Source organism: Cellulosimicrobium sp. SH8 (assembly GCF_025818875.1).
GTDB classification, from domain to species: domain Bacteria; phylum Actinomycetota; class Actinomycetes; order Actinomycetales; family Cellulomonadaceae; genus Cellulosimicrobium; species Cellulosimicrobium cellulans_D.
The window spans coordinates 54216-75832 of the sequence record NZ_JAMXMH010000016.1; the positions used below are offsets into that span (position 1 = coordinate 54216).

18 protein-coding genes are annotated in these 21617 nt (G+C 68.8%); 16 read left to right on the forward strand and 2 right to left on the reverse strand.

The window, feature by feature from the left end:
* Positions 1–3: 3 nt before the first annotated feature.
* The 9 genes from NF338_RS20355 to NF338_RS20395 all read left to right on the forward strand — a co-directional run bounded on the left by NF338_RS20355 (position 4) and on the right by NF338_RS20395 (position 14438).
* The gene (locus NF338_RS20355; protein WP_264032411.1) at positions 4–975 is read left to right on the forward strand and encodes a carbohydrate ABC transporter permease; all 972 of its coding nucleotides are present in this window, start codon (positions 4–6) and stop codon (positions 973–975) included.
* 113 nt (positions 976–1088) lie between these two features.
* The gene (locus NF338_RS20360) at positions 1089–1889 is read left to right on the forward strand and encodes a carbohydrate ABC transporter permease (protein ID WP_318783194.1); all 801 of its coding nucleotides are present in this window, start codon (positions 1089–1091) and stop codon (positions 1887–1889) included.
* A gap of 65 nt (positions 1890–1954) precedes the next feature.
* The gene (locus tag NF338_RS20365; RefSeq protein ID WP_264032412.1) at positions 1955–3043 is read left to right on the forward strand and encodes a glycosidase; all 1089 of its coding nucleotides are present in this window, start codon (positions 1955–1957) and stop codon (positions 3041–3043) included.
* A complete protein-coding gene (locus NF338_RS20370) occupies positions 3036–4586 on the forward strand; it encodes a phosphomannomutase/phosphoglucomutase (RefSeq protein ID WP_264032414.1) in 1551 nt (516 codons plus the stop codon). The genes NF338_RS20365 and NF338_RS20370 overlap by 8 nt, the downstream gene beginning before the upstream one ends.
* 4 nt (positions 4587–4590) lie before the next feature.
* Positions 4591–5760 (forward strand): mannose-6-phosphate isomerase, class I, encoded by a 1170-nt coding sequence (gene manA / locus NF338_RS20375; RefSeq protein ID WP_264032415.1) that lies wholly within the window; start codon positions 4591–4593, stop codon positions 5758–5760.
* Between the two features lie 771 nt (positions 5761–6531).
* Positions 6532–9840, forward strand: coding sequence for a hypothetical protein (locus NF338_RS20380; RefSeq protein ID WP_264032416.1), 3309 nt, complete (start codon positions 6532–6534; stop codon positions 9838–9840).
* 115 nt (positions 9841–9955) lie between these two features.
* Entirely contained in the window at positions 9956–12757 is a 2802-nt protein-coding gene (locus NF338_RS20385; RefSeq protein ID WP_264032417.1) for a discoidin domain-containing protein, read from the forward strand.
* A gap of 233 nt (positions 12758–12990) precedes the next feature.
* Positions 12991–14100, forward strand: coding sequence for a tyrosine-type recombinase/integrase (locus NF338_RS20390; RefSeq protein ID WP_264032418.1), 1110 nt, complete (start codon positions 12991–12993; stop codon positions 14098–14100).
* Entirely contained in the window at positions 14097–14438 is a 342-nt protein-coding gene (locus NF338_RS20395; protein ID WP_264032419.1) for a helix-turn-helix domain-containing protein, read from the forward strand. The genes NF338_RS20390 and NF338_RS20395 overlap by 4 nt, the downstream gene beginning before the upstream one ends.
* Here the strand turns inward: NF338_RS20395 and NF338_RS20400 are convergent.
* Entirely contained in the window at positions 14402–14848 is a 447-nt protein-coding gene (locus tag NF338_RS20400; protein ID WP_264032420.1) for a hypothetical protein, read from the reverse strand. The genes NF338_RS20395 and NF338_RS20400 overlap by 37 nt on opposite strands.
* Before the next feature lie 612 nt (positions 14849–15460).
* Between NF338_RS20400 and NF338_RS20405 the strand changes: the two genes are divergently transcribed.
* From NF338_RS20405 to NF338_RS20435, 7 genes are read left to right on the forward strand one after another with little or no spacing between them, the layout of a single operon-like run.
* Positions 15461–16663, forward strand: coding sequence for a hypothetical protein (locus NF338_RS20405; protein ID WP_264032421.1), 1203 nt, complete (start codon positions 15461–15463; stop codon positions 16661–16663).
* A 50-nt stretch (positions 16664–16713) separates the two neighbouring features.
* Complete coding sequence (locus NF338_RS20410; RefSeq protein WP_264032422.1) at positions 16714–17736, forward strand: toprim domain-containing protein; 1023 nt, start codon at positions 16714–16716, stop codon at positions 17734–17736.
* A 53-nt stretch (positions 17737–17789) separates the two neighbouring features.
* The gene (locus NF338_RS20415) at positions 17790–17990 is read left to right on the forward strand and encodes an antitoxin VbhA family protein (RefSeq protein ID WP_024841890.1); all 201 of its coding nucleotides are present in this window, start codon (positions 17790–17792) and stop codon (positions 17988–17990) included.
* Entirely contained in the window at positions 17987–18769 is a 783-nt protein-coding gene (locus NF338_RS20420; protein ID WP_264032423.1) for a Fic/DOC family protein, read from the forward strand. The genes NF338_RS20415 and NF338_RS20420 overlap by 4 nt, the downstream gene beginning before the upstream one ends.
* The gene (locus tag NF338_RS20425; protein ID WP_264032424.1) at positions 18766–19200 is read left to right on the forward strand and encodes a DUF192 domain-containing protein; all 435 of its coding nucleotides are present in this window, start codon (positions 18766–18768) and stop codon (positions 19198–19200) included. The genes NF338_RS20420 and NF338_RS20425 overlap by 4 nt, the downstream gene beginning before the upstream one ends.
* Before the next feature lie 41 nt (positions 19201–19241).
* Positions 19242–19694: a LysR family transcriptional regulator gene (locus NF338_RS20430; protein ID WP_237841217.1), complete on the forward strand. Its 453-nt coding sequence runs from the start codon at positions 19242–19244 to the stop codon at positions 19692–19694.
* An 11-nt stretch (positions 19695–19705) separates the two neighbouring features.
* The gene (locus tag NF338_RS20435; RefSeq protein WP_264032425.1) at positions 19706–20728 is read left to right on the forward strand and encodes a zeta toxin family protein; all 1023 of its coding nucleotides are present in this window, start codon (positions 19706–19708) and stop codon (positions 20726–20728) included.
* A gap of 54 nt (positions 20729–20782) precedes the next feature.
* On the opposite strand, the gene NF338_RS20440 is transcribed toward NF338_RS20435, so the two are convergent.
* The gene (locus NF338_RS20440) at positions 20783–21523 is read right to left on the reverse strand and encodes an adenylate/guanylate cyclase domain-containing protein (RefSeq protein ID WP_264032426.1); all 741 of its coding nucleotides are present in this window, start codon (positions 21521–21523) and stop codon (positions 20783–20785) included.
* Positions 21524–21617: the final 94 nt, after the last annotated feature.

The following is a 21617-nucleotide window of genomic DNA, read 5'->3' on the forward strand; positions in this document are numbered from 1 at the left end:
ATCATGACCACGCTCCACGACGAGGACGTGCGGTCGCCCGCGCGGGCCACGGGTCGCCGTGGCCCGCGCCCGGGCCGCACCGGGCCCCGCGGGCGACGTCTGCAGCGCTGGCTCGGGGAACACCCGCTCGGACTACTTCTCAGCACCCCGTACGCGGCATTTGTCGTCGTGGTGTTCCTCGTGCCGTTCGGATTCGGCGTGTGGATGTCATTCCACGACTTCTTCTTCACCGCGCCCGGCGTGCAGGTGCCACACCCCTTCGTCGGACTCGAGAACTTCCAGCAGGTCCTCGCGGACCCGGCAGTGCGTCAGGCCTTCGGCAACCTGCTCATCTTCGGACTGATCAACATCCCCCTCACAGTCGTGCTCGGACTGTTGCTGTCCTCGGGGCTCGACGCCGTCGTGCACTGGAAGGGCTTCTTCCGGGTCTCGTACTACATCCCGTACGTGACGGCGTCGGTCGCGACGCTCGCCGTGTGGATCTTCATGTTCAACGGGAACGGGGTCGTGAACAAGATCCTCGGCAGCCTCGCGCCGGAGCCGACCTGGCTCGCGAACCCGAGCCTGATCATGCCGCTCATCGCGGTCTACGTGACCTGGAAGAACCTGGGGTTCTACGTCCTGCTCTACCTTGCCGCGTTGCAGAACGTGCCCAAGGAACTGCACGAGGCAGCGGAGATGGACGGCGCGGGCACCTGGCGCCGGTTCCTCACGGTCACCCTGCCAGCCGTTCGACCGGTGACGTCGCTGGTGGTGCTGCTCTGCGTCATCACCACCGGGCAGATCTTCACCGAGCCCTACCTTCTAACCGGTGGCGGCCCGAACGGCGCATCGATGACCCCGGCGCTGCTCATGTACCAGAAGGGCATCCAGCAGGGACAGCCGGACATCGCGGCAGCGATCGGAATGATCCTCGTGATCGCCGTCATGGCGGTCTCACTCGCTTCCCGTCGGCTCACGGAAAGGAAGAGCTGATGGCCGCCACCACGCTGACGACCAAAACGCACGATAAGGACCGCCGCCCGCGACGCAGCGAACGACCAGAGCCGCGCCGACCAGGGCGAATCCTGCCTACGCTGCGCTTCACCGTGCTGCTCGTCGGTGCGCTCGCGGCGCTCGTGCCGTTCTACTACATGATCATCGGGGCGCTGCAGAAGGAACGGGACACGAGCGTCCTGGGCCTGCTCCCGCTGCCGCGCAACCTCACGCTCGACAACTTCGTCGGTGTCAACGAGTCGATCGACCTTCTTCGGTCACTGCTGAACTCACTGATCATGACCGCCGGTGTCGTGGGCTGCACGCTCGTCTTCGGGCTGCTCGTCGGGTACGCCCTGTCGGTGCTGTCCTTCCGCGGCCAGGGGCTCGTGTTCGCGCTCGTCCTGCTCGTCCAGGCGATCCCGTTCCAACTGCTCATGATCCCGCTCTACGTCATGGTCGTGCGGTACTTCAACCTCTCGGACAACTACCTCGGCATGATCCTGCCGTTCGCCGTCAACTCGGTCGCCGTCTTGATCTTCCGGCAGTACTTCCTCCAGATCCCGCGCGACGTGTTCGACGCGGCACGCATCGACGGCGCGAGCGAGCTGCGGATCCTGCGCTCGATCGCCGTGCCACTGGTCCGCCCGGCGGTCCTGACCGCGATGCTCGTGACGTTCATCGGCCCGTGGAACGAGTTCCTATGGCCGTTCCTCGTGACGAAGGACGCCACGATGCAGCCGCTCGCGGTGAGCCTCGCCAACTTCTCGCAGGCGAACTCCACGTTCCAGGCCAACCCGATGGGCGCCGTCCTGGCAGGCGCATGCGTCCTCGCGATCCCCGCCGTCGTCCTGTTCCTCCTGTTCCAGCGGCACTTCACGTCCGCGAACCTCGGCTCGGCCGTCAAGGGCTGATCTCCCGTGCAGTGCGGGAAGACTGCGCCGCAAATTCCGCCACCTCAAACTCTCAAGGCTAGGTAATGACCCAGGTGAACCACTCCGAACCCGTCACGACCGTCCCCTACACGCTCCAGCGGCTCGGCACGATCATGTCGCCACTGCCCGGTGAGCCGCTCGAGGTCGAGGGTGTTCTCAACCCCGGAACTGCCTGGGGACCTGACGGCGAGCTGTACCTGTACCCGCGTCTCGTGGCCGAGGGGAACGTGTCGCGCATCGGCCGGGCGCGTGTCGTGCTCCAGGACGGGGTCCCTGTCGACGTCGAGCGCCTCGGTGTGGTCCTGTCCCCGGACGAAGGCTGGGAGCACGGACGGCAGAACGCGGGGGTCGAAGACCCGCGCATCACCTTCGTCCAGCCTCTCGGCCTGCACGTCATGACCTACATCGCGTACGGGCCACTCGGGCCGAAGCCGGCACTTGCTGTCTCGCAGGACACGGTGACGTGGCGTCGACTCGGACCGCTGCGGTTCGCCTACCAGCCCGAGCTGGACACCGACCTGAACCTCTTCCCGAACAAGGACATCGTCTTCTTCCCCGAGGCCGTCCCCGGCCCGGACGGGCGACCTGCCCTCGCGATCCTGCACCGGCCGATGTGGGACCTGGACTGGCTGCGCCCCGGCGAGGGCGCGCGCACTCCGGCAGGTATCGGCGACGCGAGGCCGTCGATCTGGATCGGGTACGTCGACCTCGACGCGGCGACACGCGATCTCGCAGCCCTGACGTACGTCGAGCACTCGTCGATGCTCGCCGCACCGGAGATGGCGTACGAGGCGTCGAAGATCGGCGGGGGACCGGCACCTGTCCGGGTCCCCGAGGGCTGGCTCGTCCTCCACCACGGGGTCACGGGTGCGGACTTCTCTGGCTTCGCGCTCGCCCACGGCGCCCGGTACACGGCCGGGGCCATGCTGCTCGAGGCTTCCGACCCGCGCCGTGTCCTGGCCCGCACACCCGAGCCGCTGCTCGTGCCGGAGACGCAGGACGAGCTCCAGGGCACGCTCGGCAACGTCGTGTTCCCGACCGCGGTCGAGGAGATCAACGGCCGCACCTTCGTGTTCTACGGCATGGCCGACTCCCGGATCGGCGTCGCCGAGCTCGAGCGTCACGATGGCTGAGACCTCCGAGTCGGTGACCGCGACGACCCGAGCCCGCGACGTGCTGGACCGTGTGGTCAAGGCGTACGACGTCCGCGGTGTCGTTCCCGACGAGCTCGGACCTGAGGCGACGTCGGCGCTGGGCGTGGCGTTCGTCGAGGTCGTCGTCCGCCCGGACGCCGAGGCTCGAGGTGGCGTGCCGCGCGTGGTCGTCGCACGTGACATGCGCGACAGCGGTCCACGGTTGGCAGCCGCCTTCGTGGACGGCGCGCGCTCGGCTGGTGCGGACGTGCTCGACGCGGGGTTGTGCTCGACCGACGAGCTCTACTTCGCCTCCGGCGACCTGGACGCTGCCGGCGCCATGTTCACAGCGAGCCACAACCCGGCCCGGTACAACGGGCTCAAGCTGTGCTTGCCTGGCGCACGGCCAGTTGGCCAGGACACGGGACTGGGCGCGGCGGCGGCGCGGGCCGTCGAGATCCTGTCGGGCGCGCCTCTCGGCGATGCTCTACGTGGCGGTCTCCAGGAGGTCGACGTGCTTCGACCCTATGCCGAGCGGTTGCGCACGCTCGTGGATTTGTCGGCCAACCGTCGCCTGCGGGTGGTCGTCGACGCGGGCAACGGCATGGCCGGGCTCACGGTTCCGGCCGTGCTCGGGATGGCTGCCGGGCTCCCGGCGCTCCCGCTCGGGATCGTCCCGTTGTTCTTCGAGCTCGACGGATCGTTCCCCAACCACGAGGCCAACCCTCTCGTACCGGCGAACACTGCGACGCTCCAGGCCGAGGTCGTGCGCCGGCGCGCGGACCTCGGGCTCGCGTTCGACGGCGATGCCGACAGGTGCTTCGTCGTCGACGAGCGAGGCCGACGCGTCGACCCGTCGGTGCTCACGACGCTCGTCGGACTCCGAGAGGCCCGCCGGGTGCGGGACGAGGGCGGTGAGCCGGTCATTCTGCACAACGCGATCACATCGCGCGCGGTGCCCGACATCCTCGGCGCCCAGGGCGTGCGGACGGTCCGCACGCGGGTGGGCCACTCGTTCATCAAGGCGATCATGGCGGACGAGGGCGCGGCGTTCGGGGGTGAGCACAGTGGCCACTTCTACTTCCGCGACTTCTTTGGCGCAGACTCCGGAATGCTCGCCGCGATGCACGTCCTGTCCGCACTCGCCGAGCAGGACCGCCCCCTGTCGGAGCTCGTGGGAGACCTGGACCCCTACGTGCGCTCGGGCGAGATCAACGTGGCGGTCGAGGACCCTGCACGCGCTCAGGAGACCGTGCTCAGCACGCTGGGTGAGAAGTTCGACACCGAGGCACTAGAGGTCGACCGGTTGGACGGTGTCACGGTCTCTCGCTGGACGTCACCGGACCCGTGGTGGCTCAACCTCCGCGCGTCCAACACCGAACCGCTGCTGCGGGTCAACGTCGAAGCGGCAGACGCGGAGACCATGCGTTCGGTACGCGACCTCGTAGTGGCTGCCCTGGACTCGACCGTGCTGGCTCATCGGGGCGTCGTGTCACGTCCTGATAGCGCTGCCATCCCCCGTGTGACCCAGGGGACGGATTGACGTCATGTACCTCCTCGCCGGCGCTGTGCGTCGCTACTCCTGGGGTTCGACGACACTCGTGCAGCAACTGCTCGGTCGGCCGGTCGACGGGCGGCCTATCGCCGAGGTCTGGATGGGAGCCCACCCAGATGACCCGTCCGTGGCGGACGGAGGGGGTCGTCGAGTCCCGCTCGACGAGCTCGTCGCGACCCAGCCCGAGGCGATGCTCGGACCCGCAGTACTGGCGAGAACCGGTCCGCGACTGCCTTACTTGGCCAAGATCCTTGCCGCCGCGAACGCACTGTCGATCCAGGTGCACCCGACCATGGCGCAGGCGGATGCGGGCTTCGCCGCGGAGGAAAGGCGTGGTGTCTCGCTCGACGACCCGTCGCGCAGTTACCGTGACCGCTTCCACAAGCCGGAGATCGTGTACGCACTCACGCCCTTCGAGCTTCTCAGCGGGCTGCGCGAACCGGAACAGGCAGCCAAGCTCGTCGCCGAGCTCGGTGTCCCTGCCCTGAACCCACTGATCGCGCTCCTGCGCGAAGATGCGTCCGATCCGCATCGAGGCGCGCTCACCTGGCTGCTCGCCCAGCGGGGCCGAGGTGCGGTGTGGGTGGACGAGGCGGCGGCGTCGGCCAAGGACGGTGTCGGCGCGCGACCTGAGCTCGAGATCGTGCACACTCTCGCGCAGCAGTTCCCGGGAGACCCGGGGCTCCTCGCTCCCCTCCTGCTCAACCAGGAGCGCCTCGAGCCCGGGCAGGCGCTGTACACGGCGCCGGGGACGCTGCACGCGTACCTCAGCGGGATGGCGATCGAGGTCATGGCCGCTTCGGACAACGTCCTGCGCGCAGGGCTGACCTCCAAGCACGTCGACGTCGACGAGGTGCTCGCCATTACGGACTTCACGCCGCGCCTGACCGGCTTTCTGCGCCCCGCGCGCCTCGCGCCAGGGGTCGTGGACTTCTCCGCACCCGTGACGGACCTCGGGCTGAGTGTCATCACACCGCGAGCAGGGGAGCGCCTTGCCGGGCCCGAGGACGGGCCGCGAATCGCGGTCTGCGTCGAGGGCGAGGTGCAGCTCACGGCGGGCGATGTCCGGCGCCTGCTGCCGGGTGAGGCCGTCTTTGTCCCGCACGTCGACGGCGCAATGACGGTGTCCGGCAACGGGACGGTGGTGGTGGCCCGCGTATGACCTGGCGGCTGCCGTGAGAGCCGAACGGCGACGGCTCGTGCGGGGTCCGACGCCGCACGAGCCGCAATTCAGACTCCGGGCCGGTAGGCCACCACGACGACGTGAGGAGCACAACCGTATGGAATCCAAGTCGTGCGAAGAGCGCGGGCTCACCCCAGTGCTCTCGCCATGACCAGGACGTCCGCCGCGCCACGGGGGCCGGGCCGGGCTGGGCGTCTTCTGCCCTGAGCGTTCTCGAGGATCAAGGGAGATCTCGTCACCATGAGGAAGAGCGAACTGCAAGACCGCCCCGGGCGAGAGCGCCGTACCACCGCGGGGTCTACCACGCTCCGATCCCTCGCCCTCGCCGCCGTCACCGGCGAAAGCAGCGGCGGCGCATCTGTGTTCGCGCCCGAGAACGTCACCACGGGTCGGGTGCCGCGCGCGGGGTCGCCCTAGACCGTGCATCGCCTCAGCGTCCCAGGTTCGAGGTGACGTTCCGGCGTCGGATCAAAGGCGAAACGACCCACGAGGCGAGAGGAGGTGACGACGCCGTCAGTACCGCCCGCGCCGCCGTGAACTACGGCTGACATCTCGAGGGACCTTTCGAGCGTCCGCACCGACTGCGGACGCGAGCGTCGCAGCAACAATCAAAGGAGACAGAGCATGAGACATCGATCCGTGGCCCGACGAGCAGCAGCGGGGCTGGCGACAGCCGCCCTAGTGGCCGCCCCGCTCGTGGCGGTATCCGTCGCGCAGCCCGCGGCTGCAGACGAGCCAAGCACGGCCGAGGTGAGGACGGACTACCTCGCCGACGATTCCGCGGCCCAGCAGCGGTGGCTGTCTGTCCCGGACTCGCGCATCGTCCTCAACCCGTTCGAGTTCGGGCAGTCCGGAAGCGAGCTCGAGCAGACGACGAGCCCTTCCTTGCCGTTGCACGTCGGCTACTACGTGAACGACAAGGCGCTGCACGCGAAGAACCTGTTGCAGACGTACGCGACGTCGGGTGAGCGGCCACAGGGTGCCGCGTTCCGCAGCGCCCTCTCGGAGTCCTTCGACGACGCCTCGGGCTGGACGTCCAAGGACGTCGCTGCGTCGGCGGCGGAGGGGACGACCGCGCTGCGGCTCGTGGACGGCAAGCAGTGGGGGCACATCGAGCGGCGGATCACGGTGCAGGACGTGGCGGACACACGCTTCCTGACGGTCGACGTGGCGTCGTTGAGCCCCGGAACGACGTGGAACGTCAAGATCAACGAAGCCGGGACCGACGACGATCTGGCGGAGCTGCAGCCCGACTCCTCGGCGACCGGTTCGGTGACGTTCGACCTCGCGCACGCCTATGGGTGGCAGCCCGGGCCCAAGACGTTCACGGTGAAGCTGTACGTGGTGAACAAGTCTGGCGTGAATGGTGGGACGGCCACGTTCCGTTCGTTGTCCCTCGACAACGGTGCGAACTTCCCGTGGGAGGGGTCCGCGGCCGGGACTGTCGACGACCTCTCCGACGCGTCGATCTGGTCGACGGCGACGCACGCAGGGAACGGCGCGACCCTGACGTCGGACGGCACCCAGGGAACGGTCCGGATCGCAGACACCGGATACGGTGCCGTCGAGCGTCAGGTCACGCTCGACCTCGACTCGACGCCCTTGGTCAGCGTCCGGGTCGCGGAGACGAGCGGGAAGTGGGCGCTGAAGCTCTCGACCGGGTCTGGTGACGATCTGACCGTCCAACCTGATACGTCGGCCACGGGCGTGCTGACTTTCGACTTGGCGGGAGTGACGGGCTGGTCGGGGGAGCGGACCTTCAAGGTGAAGCTGTTCCATGTCGGGAAGAACGGCTACACCACGTTCGACGACCTCGCGTTCCACGACGGTGACGTGTGGCTGCGGTCGGCCGACGAGATCAGCAACGCGTGGTGGCCAGAGGCGCTGGAGTCTCGAGGCACGTACCCCGACGGGTCGATCGAGGCGGTCGACGTCTTCCACGACGCGGACTCGTTCTCACGCACGATCGAGGCGACGACGGACGGTGTCGCGCTCGCCGGGACGTACCAGGGCACGGCCACGTGGGATGTGGCAAGCCGTCTCCTGACTGTCAAGGAGCAGTACCACACGTCGACCTACGCACTGCCCGAGGGTGTCGACGTGCGATTCGGGGCATCGGTGACCGAGCTCTCGACGAGCGCTGGGTCGGACGCGCCCTTGGGAGGCCAGGGCGCCTGGGTGGCGTCGTTGCCCGAAGGATCTTCGTCGGCATCGGTGGGTGTCGGGCTCGCGGTGAACGACGGGTCGGTGACTGCCGACCCCACGGCGGCCTCGCGTGAGCGTGCCGTGGCGGCGGCTGCTGACCCCTCCGCGGACCGTGAGGCGTGGCGCGGATTCTGGGACGAGTACTTGACGAAGGTGCCCGTCGTGCAGGACTTCTCCGTTCAACGCGTCCCGGACGGTGGGGTGACCGCTGAGGAGATGCGGCACTTCTGGTTCAAGGCGTGGGTGAACCTCGAGATGAACGTGCTGCCGGCCACCCCAGAGACGGGGAACATGCACGCCCAGCTCGGTACCGGCAAGCCGTCGTTGTGGATGAACGGCACGCCGGGGACGAAGAACGTGGCGAGCTGGGACTCGCTGCTGGGCATGCAGCAGTTGGTCTACACCGACCCGGAGAACGCGTGGGCGTCGTTCGAAGGCATGATGGCCCTGGTCGAGGACGGGCCAGGCGCGACCGAGCCAAGCGACGAGACGTACGGTACGCGCGGTGAGCTCGGCGGGGAGTCGCTGCCCTCGCGCAAGGCGCAGACGGCATGGATCTTGTACTCCGTCACCGGAGACACGGACCGGCTGGAGGGAACCTACGACAAGCTCGCGCTGCACCTGAACTGGGAGCGTTACAACATGCGCTGGGTCCTGGGCGCGAACAACCACTTCGACGAGCGCGACAGCGAGTTCGTCACCTCCCTCGCCTACGACCTGGAGTTCGCGATCAAGATCGCCGACGAGCTCGGCAAGACCGAGGACGCCGCTCTCTACCGCTCGATCATCACCGACATCAGCGCCAAGTACTCCGAGTGGTTCTTCCCCACGGCCGCGGACCAGGACGGCAAGGTGTGGGACACCGTGCAGAAGGTCTACCTCGACGCCTCACGAGTCGAGCTCCCGTTCGGGGATGCCACCGAGGGCCAGCCCTTCCGCAACGAGGACGGGCAGTGGGTACGTCCGGGCTACTCGTTCTACACCTCGACCGCGTTCGTCATGGACGAGCTCGCGGAGGAGTCGATGGCCAAGACCATGGACCGGTTCCTCGACGACTACGACGAGAACGCCCAGCTCGCCGGCCTCGGCGACTTCGCGGTGAAGGCTCCGGACCTACAGCTCATCGCCTACGGCCTGCTCGACATGGATCCGATCGAAGGCTCGTCCGAGGCGCAGCTGCGTGACCGCGCCGCGGTTCTCGTGAACGCGATCACGCGCGACATGGTCCGCAGCGGCTGGTTTGCCGAGGTCTACTACGCCAAGGGCGAGCCCGGCGACGACATCGGGGCGCGCGGTGTGCGCCCGTCCCTGTTCGGGATCTCGAACTACATCGACTTCGTCCTCATGGCGAACGGGGTACGTACGGACGAGGGCGATCCCACGTTCGTTCGGCTCACGGGCGCCACCGGGGGCGTGAGCGGGTTGACGTACAGGGGCGAGCGACTGGACATGGACCTCGCCGGTGACCAGGTGAGGTTCACCGGTCCGGCCGCGCAGGGCACCTGCGACGTCATCGACATCGCCGAGGGCCAGACCGTCACGTGGGCCGAGGACTGCGGCGAGACCTCGCCCGCGGTCGAGCTCGAAGTGCAGGCCCAGACGCGGTGCCTGGCAGGTAAGGCGTACGTCGCGGTCCGCGCGACGAACATCGGCGACGAGGCAGTGGACGTGACCCTCGACACGCCGTTCGGGCAGCGCGAAGTCGCCGACGTCGCACCGGGCGCCAGCGCTTACCAGTCCTTCGCCGTCCGCGCGAAGGAGATCACAGGGGGCATCGCAAGCGTCACAGCGACCAGTCCCGACGGACAGTCCCGGTCGTGGGACGTCGCCTACGAAGCGACGACCTGCGGCTGACGCTCACCGGCCCGGGAGAGCGGCTGCCTCCCGGGCCGGATCTCCGGCGTGGCAGCCACGAGCTGTCAAGCCTCAACCGAAGCATCGATGATCGATCCTCAACGAGGAGAGCACCATGAGCACAAACGGAAGACCAGCCCAGTGGCGACGTGTCGCGGCGTCGGCGACCCTCGCCGCGCTCGCCTGCGGCAGCGTCGCGCAGACGAGTTTCGCCGCCCCGGACGCGGACCAGGACGGTACCGCAGCTGGGCCCGGCAGCGCCGTCGTCGCAGGTGTGGACGACTTTCCGACGGCACCATCGCCCTGGGCAGAGCTCGACTGGCACCAGCGCGCGATCGACTACGACGCCTACGTGTACGACTGGACGGACCGAGGCGTCTTCACCACGATCCGGGAGGACACCCACGCCCTCAACATGCCGGAGGGATCGACAACCTTCTCCATGCCCGCCTACTACGGCGATACCCGGACGGTGAGCGGGATCGGCCACCAGGAGGCGGTGACCCTCCTGGCCTCCGTCGTGGGCGCCACGCTCGTGGGTGTGGACAAGTCCGACCAGGACGGGCACGACTACGTCGACATGCTGCGGACCTTCTTCCACCCTGATCTCGGTGTTGCGAAGAACACCCCCGCGTCCGACGACGCCGCGCCGGGGGGCAAAAGCATGTGGTATGCCACGACCGCCAACGTCCTGTACTCGATGCTCGCCGCGCAGTACCCCGACGCGACGGACATGACCAAGATGCAGCGCTCCATCGCGGACCAGTACTACGAGATGCTCGTCGCGCTCGGCGGCCCGCAGGCCAACCTCACGATGCAGGACTTCGACTTCGCCACGATGACCAAGATCACGGGCCGCAACGAGGGCGGTGATGCCGCGGCCGGCACGGCGGCCATCCTGCTCTGGGCGCACGACGCGTTCGGCGACCAGAAGTACCTCGACGGCGCGAAATGGGCGATGGACTATCTCGAGCGCGAGAAGAACCTCTACTACGAGATGCTCCCGCTGCTCGCCCCCTACGTCGCCGCGCGACTGAACGCCGAGGCCGGCACCGACTACGACGTGACCAAGTACCTCGCCACCCTGCGCGCGGGCACGGACGTGCGCGGCGGGTGGGGAACCATCGAGGGCACCTGGGGCGGGTACGACGTCTCCGGGCTGAGCGGTTCGCGCACTGACCTGAACGGGTACGCGTTCGCGATGAACAGCTTCGCGACGCCCTGGCTCGCCGCGACCGCGCGCTACGACACCCGCTACGCGGACGCAGTGGGCCGCTGGATGCTTCAGGTGTACAACGCCAGCCGGTTCTTCTACGCCGACCAGATGCCCGTCGACGCCCAGCAGCACGGCGACCGGTTCGTGGACGACCCGGCACACGTCATCGCCTACGAGGGCGTGCGGCACCAGGGGCCGGCCGGGATCATCGCCACCGCGGACACCTACGACCGCGCCGGCAGCTGGGGCATCAACCCCGAGACCACGCAGCTCGGCGTGTACGGGTCGAGCTGGGTCGGCTTCCTCGGTGCAACCCTCAGCACCACGAACGTCGAACGCGTGCTGCGCACCGACCTCGACGCGCTCGACCTGTACGCACCCAGCCCGTACCCCACCTCGCTCTACTACAACCCGCGCGAGGACGACGCGGTCATCGACGTCCATCTGGAGTCAGCCGACGCCCGCGACCTGTACGACGCCGTGAGCGGGCGGGTGCTCGCCGAGGACGTCTCCGGCGCCGCGCAGGTGACCGTTCCTGCCGGCTCGTCCCTCGTGCTCGTCGAGGCCCCCACGAACGCCGAAGCGGATCTGGACGGGGCCACGACGACGCTCGACGGTGTCCCCGTGCGATACGACACGGACCCGCAGCGCGACGTCGCGCTGACCGGGACCGCTTCCGGCCCCGAGGGCACGGAACCGGGCGCAGCGCTGGACGGCGACGAATCCACGGCGTGGAGGACCGACGCCGCGAACGAGCAGACGCTCGACGTTGACCTGGGCACCCTGCGCCCGGTGAGCGAGGTGAAGCTCGCCTGGACGACCGTCCCGACAGGAAATGTCACGGTCGAGACCTCGACCGACGGAAACAGCTGGGCACCGGCCGCCAGCGCCGAGGGCGTATCCGCGTCCGGGACGTTCTCCGTCACGCCGCGCGACGCCCGGTACGTGCGCGTGCACATCGCTGCTGGCGAGGCGGGCGAACAGGCGCTCTCGACGCTCGAGGTCCGCGCACGAGACCTTGCCCGCAGCGCGCCGGCGGAGGCGAGCACCACCGCCAACGCGATCAACGTCGTCGACCACCTCACAGACGACTCGCGCTGGACTCGCTGGGAGTCAACGGCGAGCGACCCGCAGTATGTGCAAGTCGACCTCGGGTCGTCCCAGCCTCTGGGCTCGATCGTCCTGCGGTGGGAGGCCGCCGCCGGCAAGGCGTTCGAGATCCAGGCGTCGGACGACGCTCAGGCGTGGCAAACAGTCGCGCGCGAGACCGACGGGAAGGGCGGAACCCAGGTGATCCCGCTCGACACGGGAGCCGAAGGCCGGTACCTGAAGGTCGTGGGGACACAGCGGCTCACGCAGTGGGCGTACTCGCTCCACTCCCTCGAGGTGTACGCGCCCGCGGGCCGAGTCGCGCCGGAGGAGCCCGACCTCGTCGTCGCCGAAGCGCAGGTTCGCTGCCTCGCAGGACGCGCCTACCTCGCCGTCCGCGCCCAGGGGATTGCCGACGAGCCGCTGACCGTCGAACTGGCGACGCCCTACGGCACGACGACGCGCGATGTCCCCGTCGCAGGGAACGCCTATCAATCGTTCGCTTCACGCGCGACCGCCATCTCTGACGGCGTAGCGCAAGTCAGCGCGCGGACCTCCACCGGAAACAGCCAAATGACAGACGTGCCCTACACCGGCACGTCCTGCTCCTGATTCACTGCGTGGGGCCCGGTCGGAGCCGGGCCCCACGCTTGTTCCCGTGACATGGCGTTCCTGGACGCGCACGGCGGGACCACGCCGCCAGACCCGTAGTGCCATCGAATTGGAGGGCACGCTCGAGGGGTCGCAGCGAACTGGTGCCATGGTCGGGCCGACTGGACACCCCTCAGTCACAGCCGCCAAAGACAACCTGCATGAAGGAATCTTGCATCTGATACAACTTGCCTATGAATGATCTTCGTGCCTCCGCTCGCGCGGTTCTTGCGAGCAACGTGGTTGCTCTGGATCCGGCGCAGTCAGTGCTGGACGCGATGTTGGAGGGGTGGGGGAGGCAGCAGCGTGCTCGCTTCCTCCGGGAGGCGACGATCGCTGCTCGGTTGCGGCTGGTGCGGCGCTTCGTCGAGTTCAGCGGGTTGTACCCGTGGCAGTGGGGGCCGGCCGAGGGTGAGGCATGGATCAGCTCCCTACGGTCGGGGCTCGCCCCACGGGCCTTGTCCACCCTCCGCAACTACGAGATCTCCGTCCGGATGTTCTGCGCCTATGTGCGTGATCCCCGATACGAGTGGGATGCGGAGTGTGTCCGGCGGTTCGGGGCCGCGCCGCGGGAGGTGTTTCACGAGGACAACTCGGTGCTGCACAAGGATGAGTACGAGGGTGAGCCGAGGCGTCGGCCGCTGACGTTCGAGGAGGTCCAGGCTCTGTTCGATGCCGCTGACGGGTTGGCAGACGAGATCCGGCGCAGGGGTCGGAAGGGCGCGCTGTCCGCGCTGCGGGACTCGGCGCTGCTCAAGACCTGCTACGCGTTCGGGCTACGTCGCGGCGAGCTCTTCGGTGCCGACCTGGTCGATCTTCGCGGGAACGCGAAGGCCCCTCGGTTCGGACGTGTCGGCACGTTCGCAGTCCGGCACGGTAAGGCGTCGCGCGGCGGTCCTTCGAAGCGGCGCACCGTGCTGCTCGTGCCGGAGATGGACTGGGTCGTGGACGTGTTGGCGCACTACTTGCAGGAGGTGCGGGGGCCGCTGGGGAAGGACGCGTCGCCGGCGTTGTGGGTGAGCGAGCGCGGCACGCGGTTGTCGCGCAGGGCGATCAACGAGGCCTTCACTACGGCGCGCGACGCTGCGGGACTTGACGGCGGTTTGGATCTGCACTGTCTTCGGCACTCGTACGTGACGCACCTGATCGAGTTCGACTACCCGGTGCGGTTCGTGCAGGAGCAGGTGGGGCACGCCCACGCCTCGACGACGTCGATCTACACCGGTGTGTCGGCGTCCTACCGCAACCAGCTGCTGGCACGGGCACTGGACACGATCTATGGCGAGCACTTGGAGCAAGCATGATCAAGAAGATGGGCTACGAGTGGCACCTGCGGCTGCGCATGGCCGAGCACGGCCTGTACGCCACGAGCGAGCTGCAGCCGCTGCTGGCGGAGCGCGGGATTGTGCTCTCGCGTGAGCAGGTCTACCGCCTTGTGACCCAGGCCCCGCAGCGTCTGAGTCTGGACACTTTGGTCGCGCTCTGCGACATCCTCGCGTGCACGCCGAACGATCTCATCACGCCCAAGGTCGTCAACGAGGAGATCCGCAAGGACGCGACCACGTGGGCGCCTGTGGCTCCGTTGAAGCCGCAGGCGCGGCGCACTCAGATCCGCCGACCCCGGCACGACTCGGCGCCGTGACCGGTGGCGACCGCGTTCGTTGGCCGGTCGAGTCCGCGGCCGAGGTGCGTGAGCGGATCGTCCGCGTCGTTGCTACCCACCTCGGCATCGACGAGGCCCGGGCGGCGGCGGTTGATGCTCTTCGGGTCGCGGGTGTGTGGAGCAGTGCGCGCAGTCTTCGCGCGCTGGACCGCCATCTCGTGAGCGGACCCGATGCCCTGGCTACCTACGACCCGCATGGCCCGCTCGCGCTCGTCCGGCTCGCCTTTGCCCTGCACGACGCCGGCTACGACGTCGACCTGCCGCGCTGTGTCGTGTGCGGCAAGACGAACCGCCGTCTCTCGGGCCGCGTCGACGAAGGACGGTGCTGTGAGTGGTGCCGAAGCAAGCGCCGCCGCCAGATCTGCGCCCGTTGCGGGGAGTTCGGACACCCGACCGCGCGCCGCCCCGAGGGTCTGATCTGCCGGCGCTGCTACGCGACCGAGCGCGGACGAGCGGTTCCCTGCGCGAGCTGCGGCAAGCTCGGAGCGCCGTACGCGCGCGACGACGCCGGTCGGCCGCGGTGCGAGAACTGTGCCCGCCCGCGGCGCGTCTGCGTGGGCTGTGGGCGACTGCAGCACGTCAAGCGTGTTACGGAGACCGGGCCGTTGTGCCAGGTCTGTCATCAGCGAGACCCGCGACCGTGCGGCCGGTGCGGGCGGCTCGAACCCGTCGTGCTCAAGGCTCGTGACGGCAGGCCCGATCTGTGCCGGCGCTGCGCGCCCGAGCCAGCACACACTTGCCGGCTCTGCGGGAAGGACCGACCGGCGCACGTGCACTGGCCGATCGGCCCGGTCTGCCGCGCATGCTCCCGGCGAGCAGTTCGCGCACCCGGCCTCTGCGCGAGCTGTCACCAGACCGCGGTGCTCGTGGGCCGCACCGCGGACGGCGACGCGTGCGGGCCATGCGCAGGGGCGCCAGAGTACGGCTACAGATGTCACCGGTGCGCGGCCGCGGGGGAGTTCTACTACTCCCGTACCTGTCTGTCCTGCTCCAGACGCGAGATGGCGACGTCCCTGCTCGCGGGCGACGACGGCACCGTGCCCCCGTGGCTGGACCCCCTGCTCGCGATGATCACGAACAGTCCGCGCGCGGACTCCACCATGCGTTGGCTGCAGCGCAGCACGTCGACCGAGCTGCTCCATGAGATCGCACGGCTTCCCCGGCCCGTCACTCACACCGACCTCGACGCCAGGCCTGCGACGCTCGCGGTCTACCACCTGCGAGCGGTGCTCGTGCACTGCGGAGTCCTGCCGCCGCGTCAGGAAGCACTCGGCCGTCTCGAGGCGTGGCTCGAGCACCAGCTCGAGGGCCTTCCGCCCGGACACGCGGCGGTGATCGGCCCCTATGCCAGATGGAGCGTCCTGCGACGCGCGCGGCGGCGAGCAGCCCGCCGTCATTACAGCTTCTCCGCGGGCAATGGCGATCGCCGGCGCATCAGCGAGGCGATTCGGCTGCTGCGCTGGCTCTACCGGCGAGGGCGATCCCTCACTGACCTGACCCAAGCAGACCTCGACCGCCACCTGCGCGGCGATCGCAACCGGGCAGCACAACTGACCGGCTTCATCACATGGGCCCGCCACCGCAGACTCGTCGATGCCCGCCTCGTCGTCCCCCTCCGACAGCCCGACGAACCCATCGTGCTCGCTGACGTCCAGGAGCACGACGCTCGCATCAAGACCCTCCTCGCCGATCCCGACGTGTCGCTCGAGACACAAGTCGCCGGGCTGCTCGTCCTGATGCTCGCCCTGCCCCTCACGCGGATCCAGCGACTCACCACGAACGATCTCCACACCCGCGACGGTGTCGTCCGACTCACCCTCGCCGACCACCCAGTCCCGCTCCCGCCCGTACTCGCCGAACGCATCTCCAGACTTGCGCACATCGCGCAGAACAAGCCCTACGCTCTCGTCCCTGGCGCGAACGACAACAGATGGCTCCTGCCCTCGCCCGCGCTCCCGGGAACTCACCTGTGCACCCGCCAGATCGCGGTCAACCTGCACAAGGCCGGGATCCCCGTGCGGGCCAGCCGCCACCTCGCGCTCCTGCTCCTCGCTGAGTGGCTGCCAGCACCAGTACTCGCCGAGCTCCTCGGACTGAGCCAGAGCACGGCTACGAAATGGGCCGTCCACTCCCAAACCGGCTGGGCCGACTACCTCGCGGCACGCTCCGCAGCGGGCGATGACCGGAGCGGCAAGGATGAATAGCGCACCCTCGAACACCGACGCTCTGCCAGTCGCCCGCCAGGAGGCCTGAGATGACCGTCGAGCTCACCCGTGAACGGGTCGTGGCGATCAACGCCGCGGCGTGGGAGTACTGGCGCTGGAACGCGAACCAGGCCGAGGACTGGACCCGGGGCTACCTCGCCCGGCGCGGGCTGCGCGGCCTGCAGGCCGGATACGCGCCCGAGGGATGGGCCCGGCTTGTGGGGCGGATGCGCGGCCGCGGGTACGGTGCGGACGAGCTCGTGGCCGCCGGCCTCGCGTTCCGCACCGAGGGTGGGGGAGTGGGGGACGTTTTCCGTGACCGCCTGGTCCTGCCCTATCGCGACGAGACTGGCGGGATCATCGGGTTCACCGCCCGACGCAACCCCGCGACCGACGACGTCGCCGACGCCCCGGCGAAGTACCTCAACACCACGTCGACGCTCGCGTTCGACAAGTCCCGGGATCTGTACGGCATCGACCCGGCCGCGGGGCGCCGCATCCAGGCCGGCGCGCGGGTCGTGTTCGTCGAGGGAGCCCTGGACGTCGAGGCCATCCGTCGCACCGGGTCGCCCGTCGTGCCGCTGTCCGGGTGCGGCACCGCGCTCACCGCGACCCACCTCGAGCGCGTGCGCCAGATCCACCCCGGCGCGGCCGCCCTGGCGGTGTTCGCGTTCGACGCCGACGGCGCCGGCCAGGCGGCCGCCGTGCGTGCGTGGGACCTGCTGACCGACGACGAGGCCGGCACTGCCGGTGCCCTGGTCCTGCCCGCCGGGACCGACCCCGCCCAGCTCATCCAGGACTGCCACGTCCAGGCCCTGGCCGAGCGCCTGGCCCAGCCCCAGAGCCTGGTGTCCGTCGTCGTCGACGTCGTCCTGGCTCGCCACGACCTGACGACCGTCGAGGGGCGCGTCAACGCGCTCCGGGCCGCGGCCGCCCTCGTCGCGCGCATCCCGGACGTCCCGCTGTCGCGCGTCGGGACGCAGCTGCACGCCCGCCTGGCCCCGCACACCGACCTCGGGGTGATCGCCGGCGAGCTCGCGATCGCCGCGGCCGCCGCGCGCGGCACCACCTGAGTCGGCATCTGGGCCCGGCTAGGTTGGCATGCGCCAGGACCGGGAGGAAGAGCATGCCGATCAGCGACGAGGAGCGCGCCCAGCGCGCCGACGATGCCCAGCGCATCCGACACAGCACCCAGCTCGAGGGCGGACGCACCAGCGACGCCGCCCGCGCGATCCAGGACAAGTACGTCCGCGGCGAGATCGACGCCGAGGAACTCATGCGACAGACGATCGCGCTCGACAGCGACCAGGACGGAGCCAGCCCTTGACCGCACGCCCCTGGGAGAGCGGCGACGAGCACGCCCGCTGGGACGGGTATCTACTCGCCGACGGGCGAACCCTGCGCAACCGCGTCGGCGCCACCACACCCGAGATGCTGCGCGAGCGCGAGGACCGGCGCGTCGAGGCCCGGGCGCTGACCCTGCGCGAGCACGGGCTGCCCGGGACGTACGCCCTCGCCGGGCTGCGAGCGATCCACCGTCATCTGTTCCAAGACGTGTACGACTGGGCCGGGGACGTGCGCACGGTGTCGATCCGTAAGAGCCGAGACGGTTGGTTCGCGCCGCTGGACCGGATCGAGGACGCGATGGATGCCGTTGCGACCTACGTGCGCGACACCGACAACCTGCGCACCCTGGACCCGAGCGACGTGCCGGGCGCGCTCGCCAGCGTCTACGACGTCGTCAACCAGACCCACCCCTTCCGTGAGGGCAACGGGCGCGTCCAGCGCGAGTTCATCACCGCCCTGGCCCGCGAGTCCGGCCATCGCCTGGACTGGACCAGGGTGACGCTTGGCCGGCCCGGGTACGAGTCCGAGAACGACCAGGCCTCCCGCCTGGCCCGGGGCGGCGACCGCGGCCCGCTGCGCGCCATGTTCGCGCGCATCACCACCAAAGCCGGCGTCATCGACGACCACGTGAATGACGCACTGCGCCTGGTCGCTGCCTCCCGACCCCCGTCCACCGCCCGACCGCCCGCCAACACGCCAGCCGTCGCGCGCGTCGACCGTCCCGCACCCGGAGCACCCGGCAGGGACCACGGCAGATGAGCGCTCGCCACGCCCTCGCGGTCCTGGCCGTCGCCGTCGTCGCCGCGTGCAGCTCGCCGCGGCCCGAGGCCACGGTTGAGGTCGGGGGAGAGGTGTTCGCCGTCGAGGTCGCGGACACCGCCAACGAGCAGAAGGAAGGTCTGGCCGGCCGCGAGGAGATCCCTGCCGGCACCGGGATGCTGTTCCCGTTCGCAGAGCGCGCCGAGCACCAGATGTGGATGGCCGGCATGCAGGTCCCGATCGACGTCGCCTGGATTGACGGCGATCGCGTGATCGGCGTGGCGACCCTCGACCCGTGCACCGAGGTCGACCAGGCGACCTGCCCACGGTCGACGGCACCGGGCCCAGCGACGGCACTGCTCGAGGTACGAGCCGGAGCCCTGGCCGACGTCGCCGCTGGCGACGTGGTGGCGCTGCGCGAGCCCGGATGAAGCATGCGTTATAAGATGCCTAATGAATGGAGGTGGTGAGCGTGTCGACCATCGATCAGCCCACCGTGGAGGAGCTGCGCCGGCTGCGTAGCCGGCGATCGGTCACCGAGCTGTCCTACCAGCGGACGCTGCGCGCGCTCGCGACGACGATGACGCAGAGCGAGCTGGCCGCCGAGCTGCACGTGACACAGTCCGCGGTGAGCCAGGCGCTCAAGACCGCGCGGGCCGTGGACGACGTCCGGCCCGGGTTCTCCGGGGCGAGCCCGTACGAGATTGCCCAGCGGTACGCCGCAGGGGAGCTCGACCGCGACCGCGCGCTGGAGGAGCTCGTGCGCTGGCCGTACGACCCGATCGCGCGCAGCGACGGGTACGACGCCCTGGTCGTCGACGCGCCCGGGACGCACACGCTCGAGGAGGTCGTGCGCGCCTACCGCGAGGGCCTGATCGACCAGGACATGTATGTCGCGGTGGGCCAGGCGCACCAGACGAACTAGGCTCCCAGGCCGTGACGACGGCCGCCGAAGTTGACCGCCATGCCCAGACTGTCCGGGCCCTTTCGGCACCCGGCGCGCCGCTGTCGCGCGAGAGCCCGCACGCCACGATCGCGAACCCGGCCTGGTTCTTCACCCCCGGGATGCCGACCCCGATGCGCGAGGAGCTGCACCAGCAGATCCTCGGTCGCTTCCGCGCCACGATGGAGAAAGAGGTCGCGCACGACAAGCGCGCGATCGTGCTCGCCGGGCCGCCCGGCGCCGGCAAGTCGCGCATCCTGGGAGAACTGATCGGGGAGCCCGGCAGCGAAAGCCGGCAACGTTGGCTCGAGGTCGACCCCGACAACATCAAGACCCAGCTCCTGGACGCTGCCACGGCCGACGGGTCCTACGAGACGTTCATCAAGCCGCCCGCGGTGCGCGAGCTCGAGGCCCAGGGGGAACGGTTCTTCCCGCTCGACTTCGCCGCCCTCGTGCACGAAGAGTCCTCCGCGCTGGCAAAGATCGTGCGCGAGGAAGCGATCCGCGCCGGCGCCAACGTCGTCATCGACTCGGTCCTGTCCAAGCCGGACGCCGCCGTCGAGCTCGGGCACCAGCTCGAGCGCGCCGGCTACCGCGTCGACGTCGTCGACGTCGAGGTGCCCTACGACGTCTCGGCCGCCAGGATCGCCCAGCGCTGGCGCGACGACTACACCCTGGCGCTCCAGGGAGACCCCGAGTACCGCCACGGCGGCCGCTGGGTCCCCGAGGACTACGCACGCAGCGTCTACGCGAGTGAGGGGCCACGCGCCATTTCCCAGGAGTCTGCCGAGCGCGTCGCCCGGGAGTGCGGCAACGTCATGAGTTTCCGCCGCTACTGGACACCTGCCAACGACCGCCCGCGCGTCACCGAGGTCGACCAGGTGCGCGGCCCGAGGGGCGCCCTCGTCGAGCGGAGCGCAGCCGAGGCCGTCGCGAGGGCGCGGTCAAGCTTTCCTACCTCCGTACCACCATTGCGGCCTACCGACAGGTTCAAGCCGCGAGGAATGGAGCGCTAGTTGCAGTGCGTCGAGCCGCACTAATAGAAGATCTGGTGAAACTCGCGATCCGCTTCAACGCGACCGCCAGTATCCCGTCCTGTAAAGCGCGAGGTTGTACGGACCTATCTGCGTTTCTGTAGGGTCCGACCAGACGGCTTCTTCACTCTGGAGGTACTTTTTCTGTCCGTCATTTAGGAAGCGGTACACATCGCGCGTGATGATGAGGGGGCGTGCACCATCGCCCCGCAAGGCGCTCAACTTGGCTGCAACATTCGGCGCCCGGCCGACGAAGATCAGGTCGTTATGATTGTGCTCTCCTGATTTGTTTCGTACACCGGCGCGAGTTACAAAGGCCTCTCCCTCGTCAATCCCTACGCCGTGAGACGGGATCCAAACAGCCGTGTTCTCCATTGCTTCCTGGCGTTCCTTTACGAGTGGTGCGATCACTTCAAGCACCAGCCAGTTGATCATGAATCCGGCCTTAACGGCGTTGTTTCGGCGAGAACCTCCGGTGAATACCCCCATCACTCGGTCGCCGTCAAAACTCTTGATCGTCCCTTCGAAATGCCTAATGATCGAACTTGCACCACCGAGATACATGCGGATGGCTTTAGCTGCGAATGTGTCGACGTAGCGCTTTTGAAGATCCGTCGATGCGGCTAGATCTGCATAGAGGAATGCGGCCTCGATCCGCACCGCACCGTTCTTGTGTGCGACGTCGTTTGTGCTCGGGACATCTTTTGAAGTGGTGATTTTCCACTCTTCGTTAAGGATCGTCTCGACCCGTTCTTGCACGTCATCCTTGAACGCCATGACCCTCCTTCTGCCGAGAAAGGACGATAATGACAGGTTCGGTCCCTGCTGTCAGTAGGCATCTCCTTCGGCGACGGAACTTCACCCGGCCCGT

Coding starts and splice junctions, on each gene's coding strand:
- NF338_RS20425 (WP_264032424.1), top strand. CDS start 18,766: ATGAGCGCTCGCCACGCCCTCGCGGTCCTGGCCGTCGCCGTCGTCGCC.
- NF338_RS20410 (WP_264032422.1), top strand. CDS start 16,714: ATGACCGTCGAGCTCACCCGTGAACGGGTCGTGGCGATCAACGCCGCG.
- NF338_RS20370 (WP_264032414.1), top strand. CDS start 3,036: ATGGCTGAGACCTCCGAGTCGGTGACCGCGACGACCCGAGCCCGCGAC.
- NF338_RS20405 (WP_264032421.1), top strand. CDS start 15,461: ATGGCGACGTCCCTGCTCGCGGGCGACGACGGCACCGTGCCCCCGTGG.
- NF338_RS20365 (WP_264032412.1), top strand. CDS start 1,955: ATGACCCAGGTGAACCACTCCGAACCCGTCACGACCGTCCCCTACACG.
- NF338_RS20440 (WP_264032426.1), bottom strand. CDS start 21,523: ATGGCGTTCAAGGATGACGTGCAAGAACGGGTCGAGACGATCCTTAAC.
- NF338_RS20385 (WP_264032417.1), top strand. CDS start 9,956: ATGAGCACAAACGGAAGACCAGCCCAGTGGCGACGTGTCGCGGCGTCG.
- manA (WP_264032415.1), top strand. CDS start 4,591: ATGTACCTCCTCGCCGGCGCTGTGCGTCGCTACTCCTGGGGTTCGACG.
- NF338_RS20390 (WP_264032418.1), top strand. CDS start 12,991: ATGAATGATCTTCGTGCCTCCGCTCGCGCGGTTCTTGCGAGCAACGTG.
- NF338_RS20395 (WP_264032419.1), top strand. CDS start 14,097: ATGATCAAGAAGATGGGCTACGAGTGGCACCTGCGGCTGCGCATGGCC.
- NF338_RS20415 (WP_024841890.1), top strand. CDS start 17,790: ATGCCGATCAGCGACGAGGAGCGCGCCCAGCGCGCCGACGATGCCCAG.
- NF338_RS20355 (WP_264032411.1), top strand. CDS start 4: ATGACCACGCTCCACGACGAGGACGTGCGGTCGCCCGCGCGGGCCACG.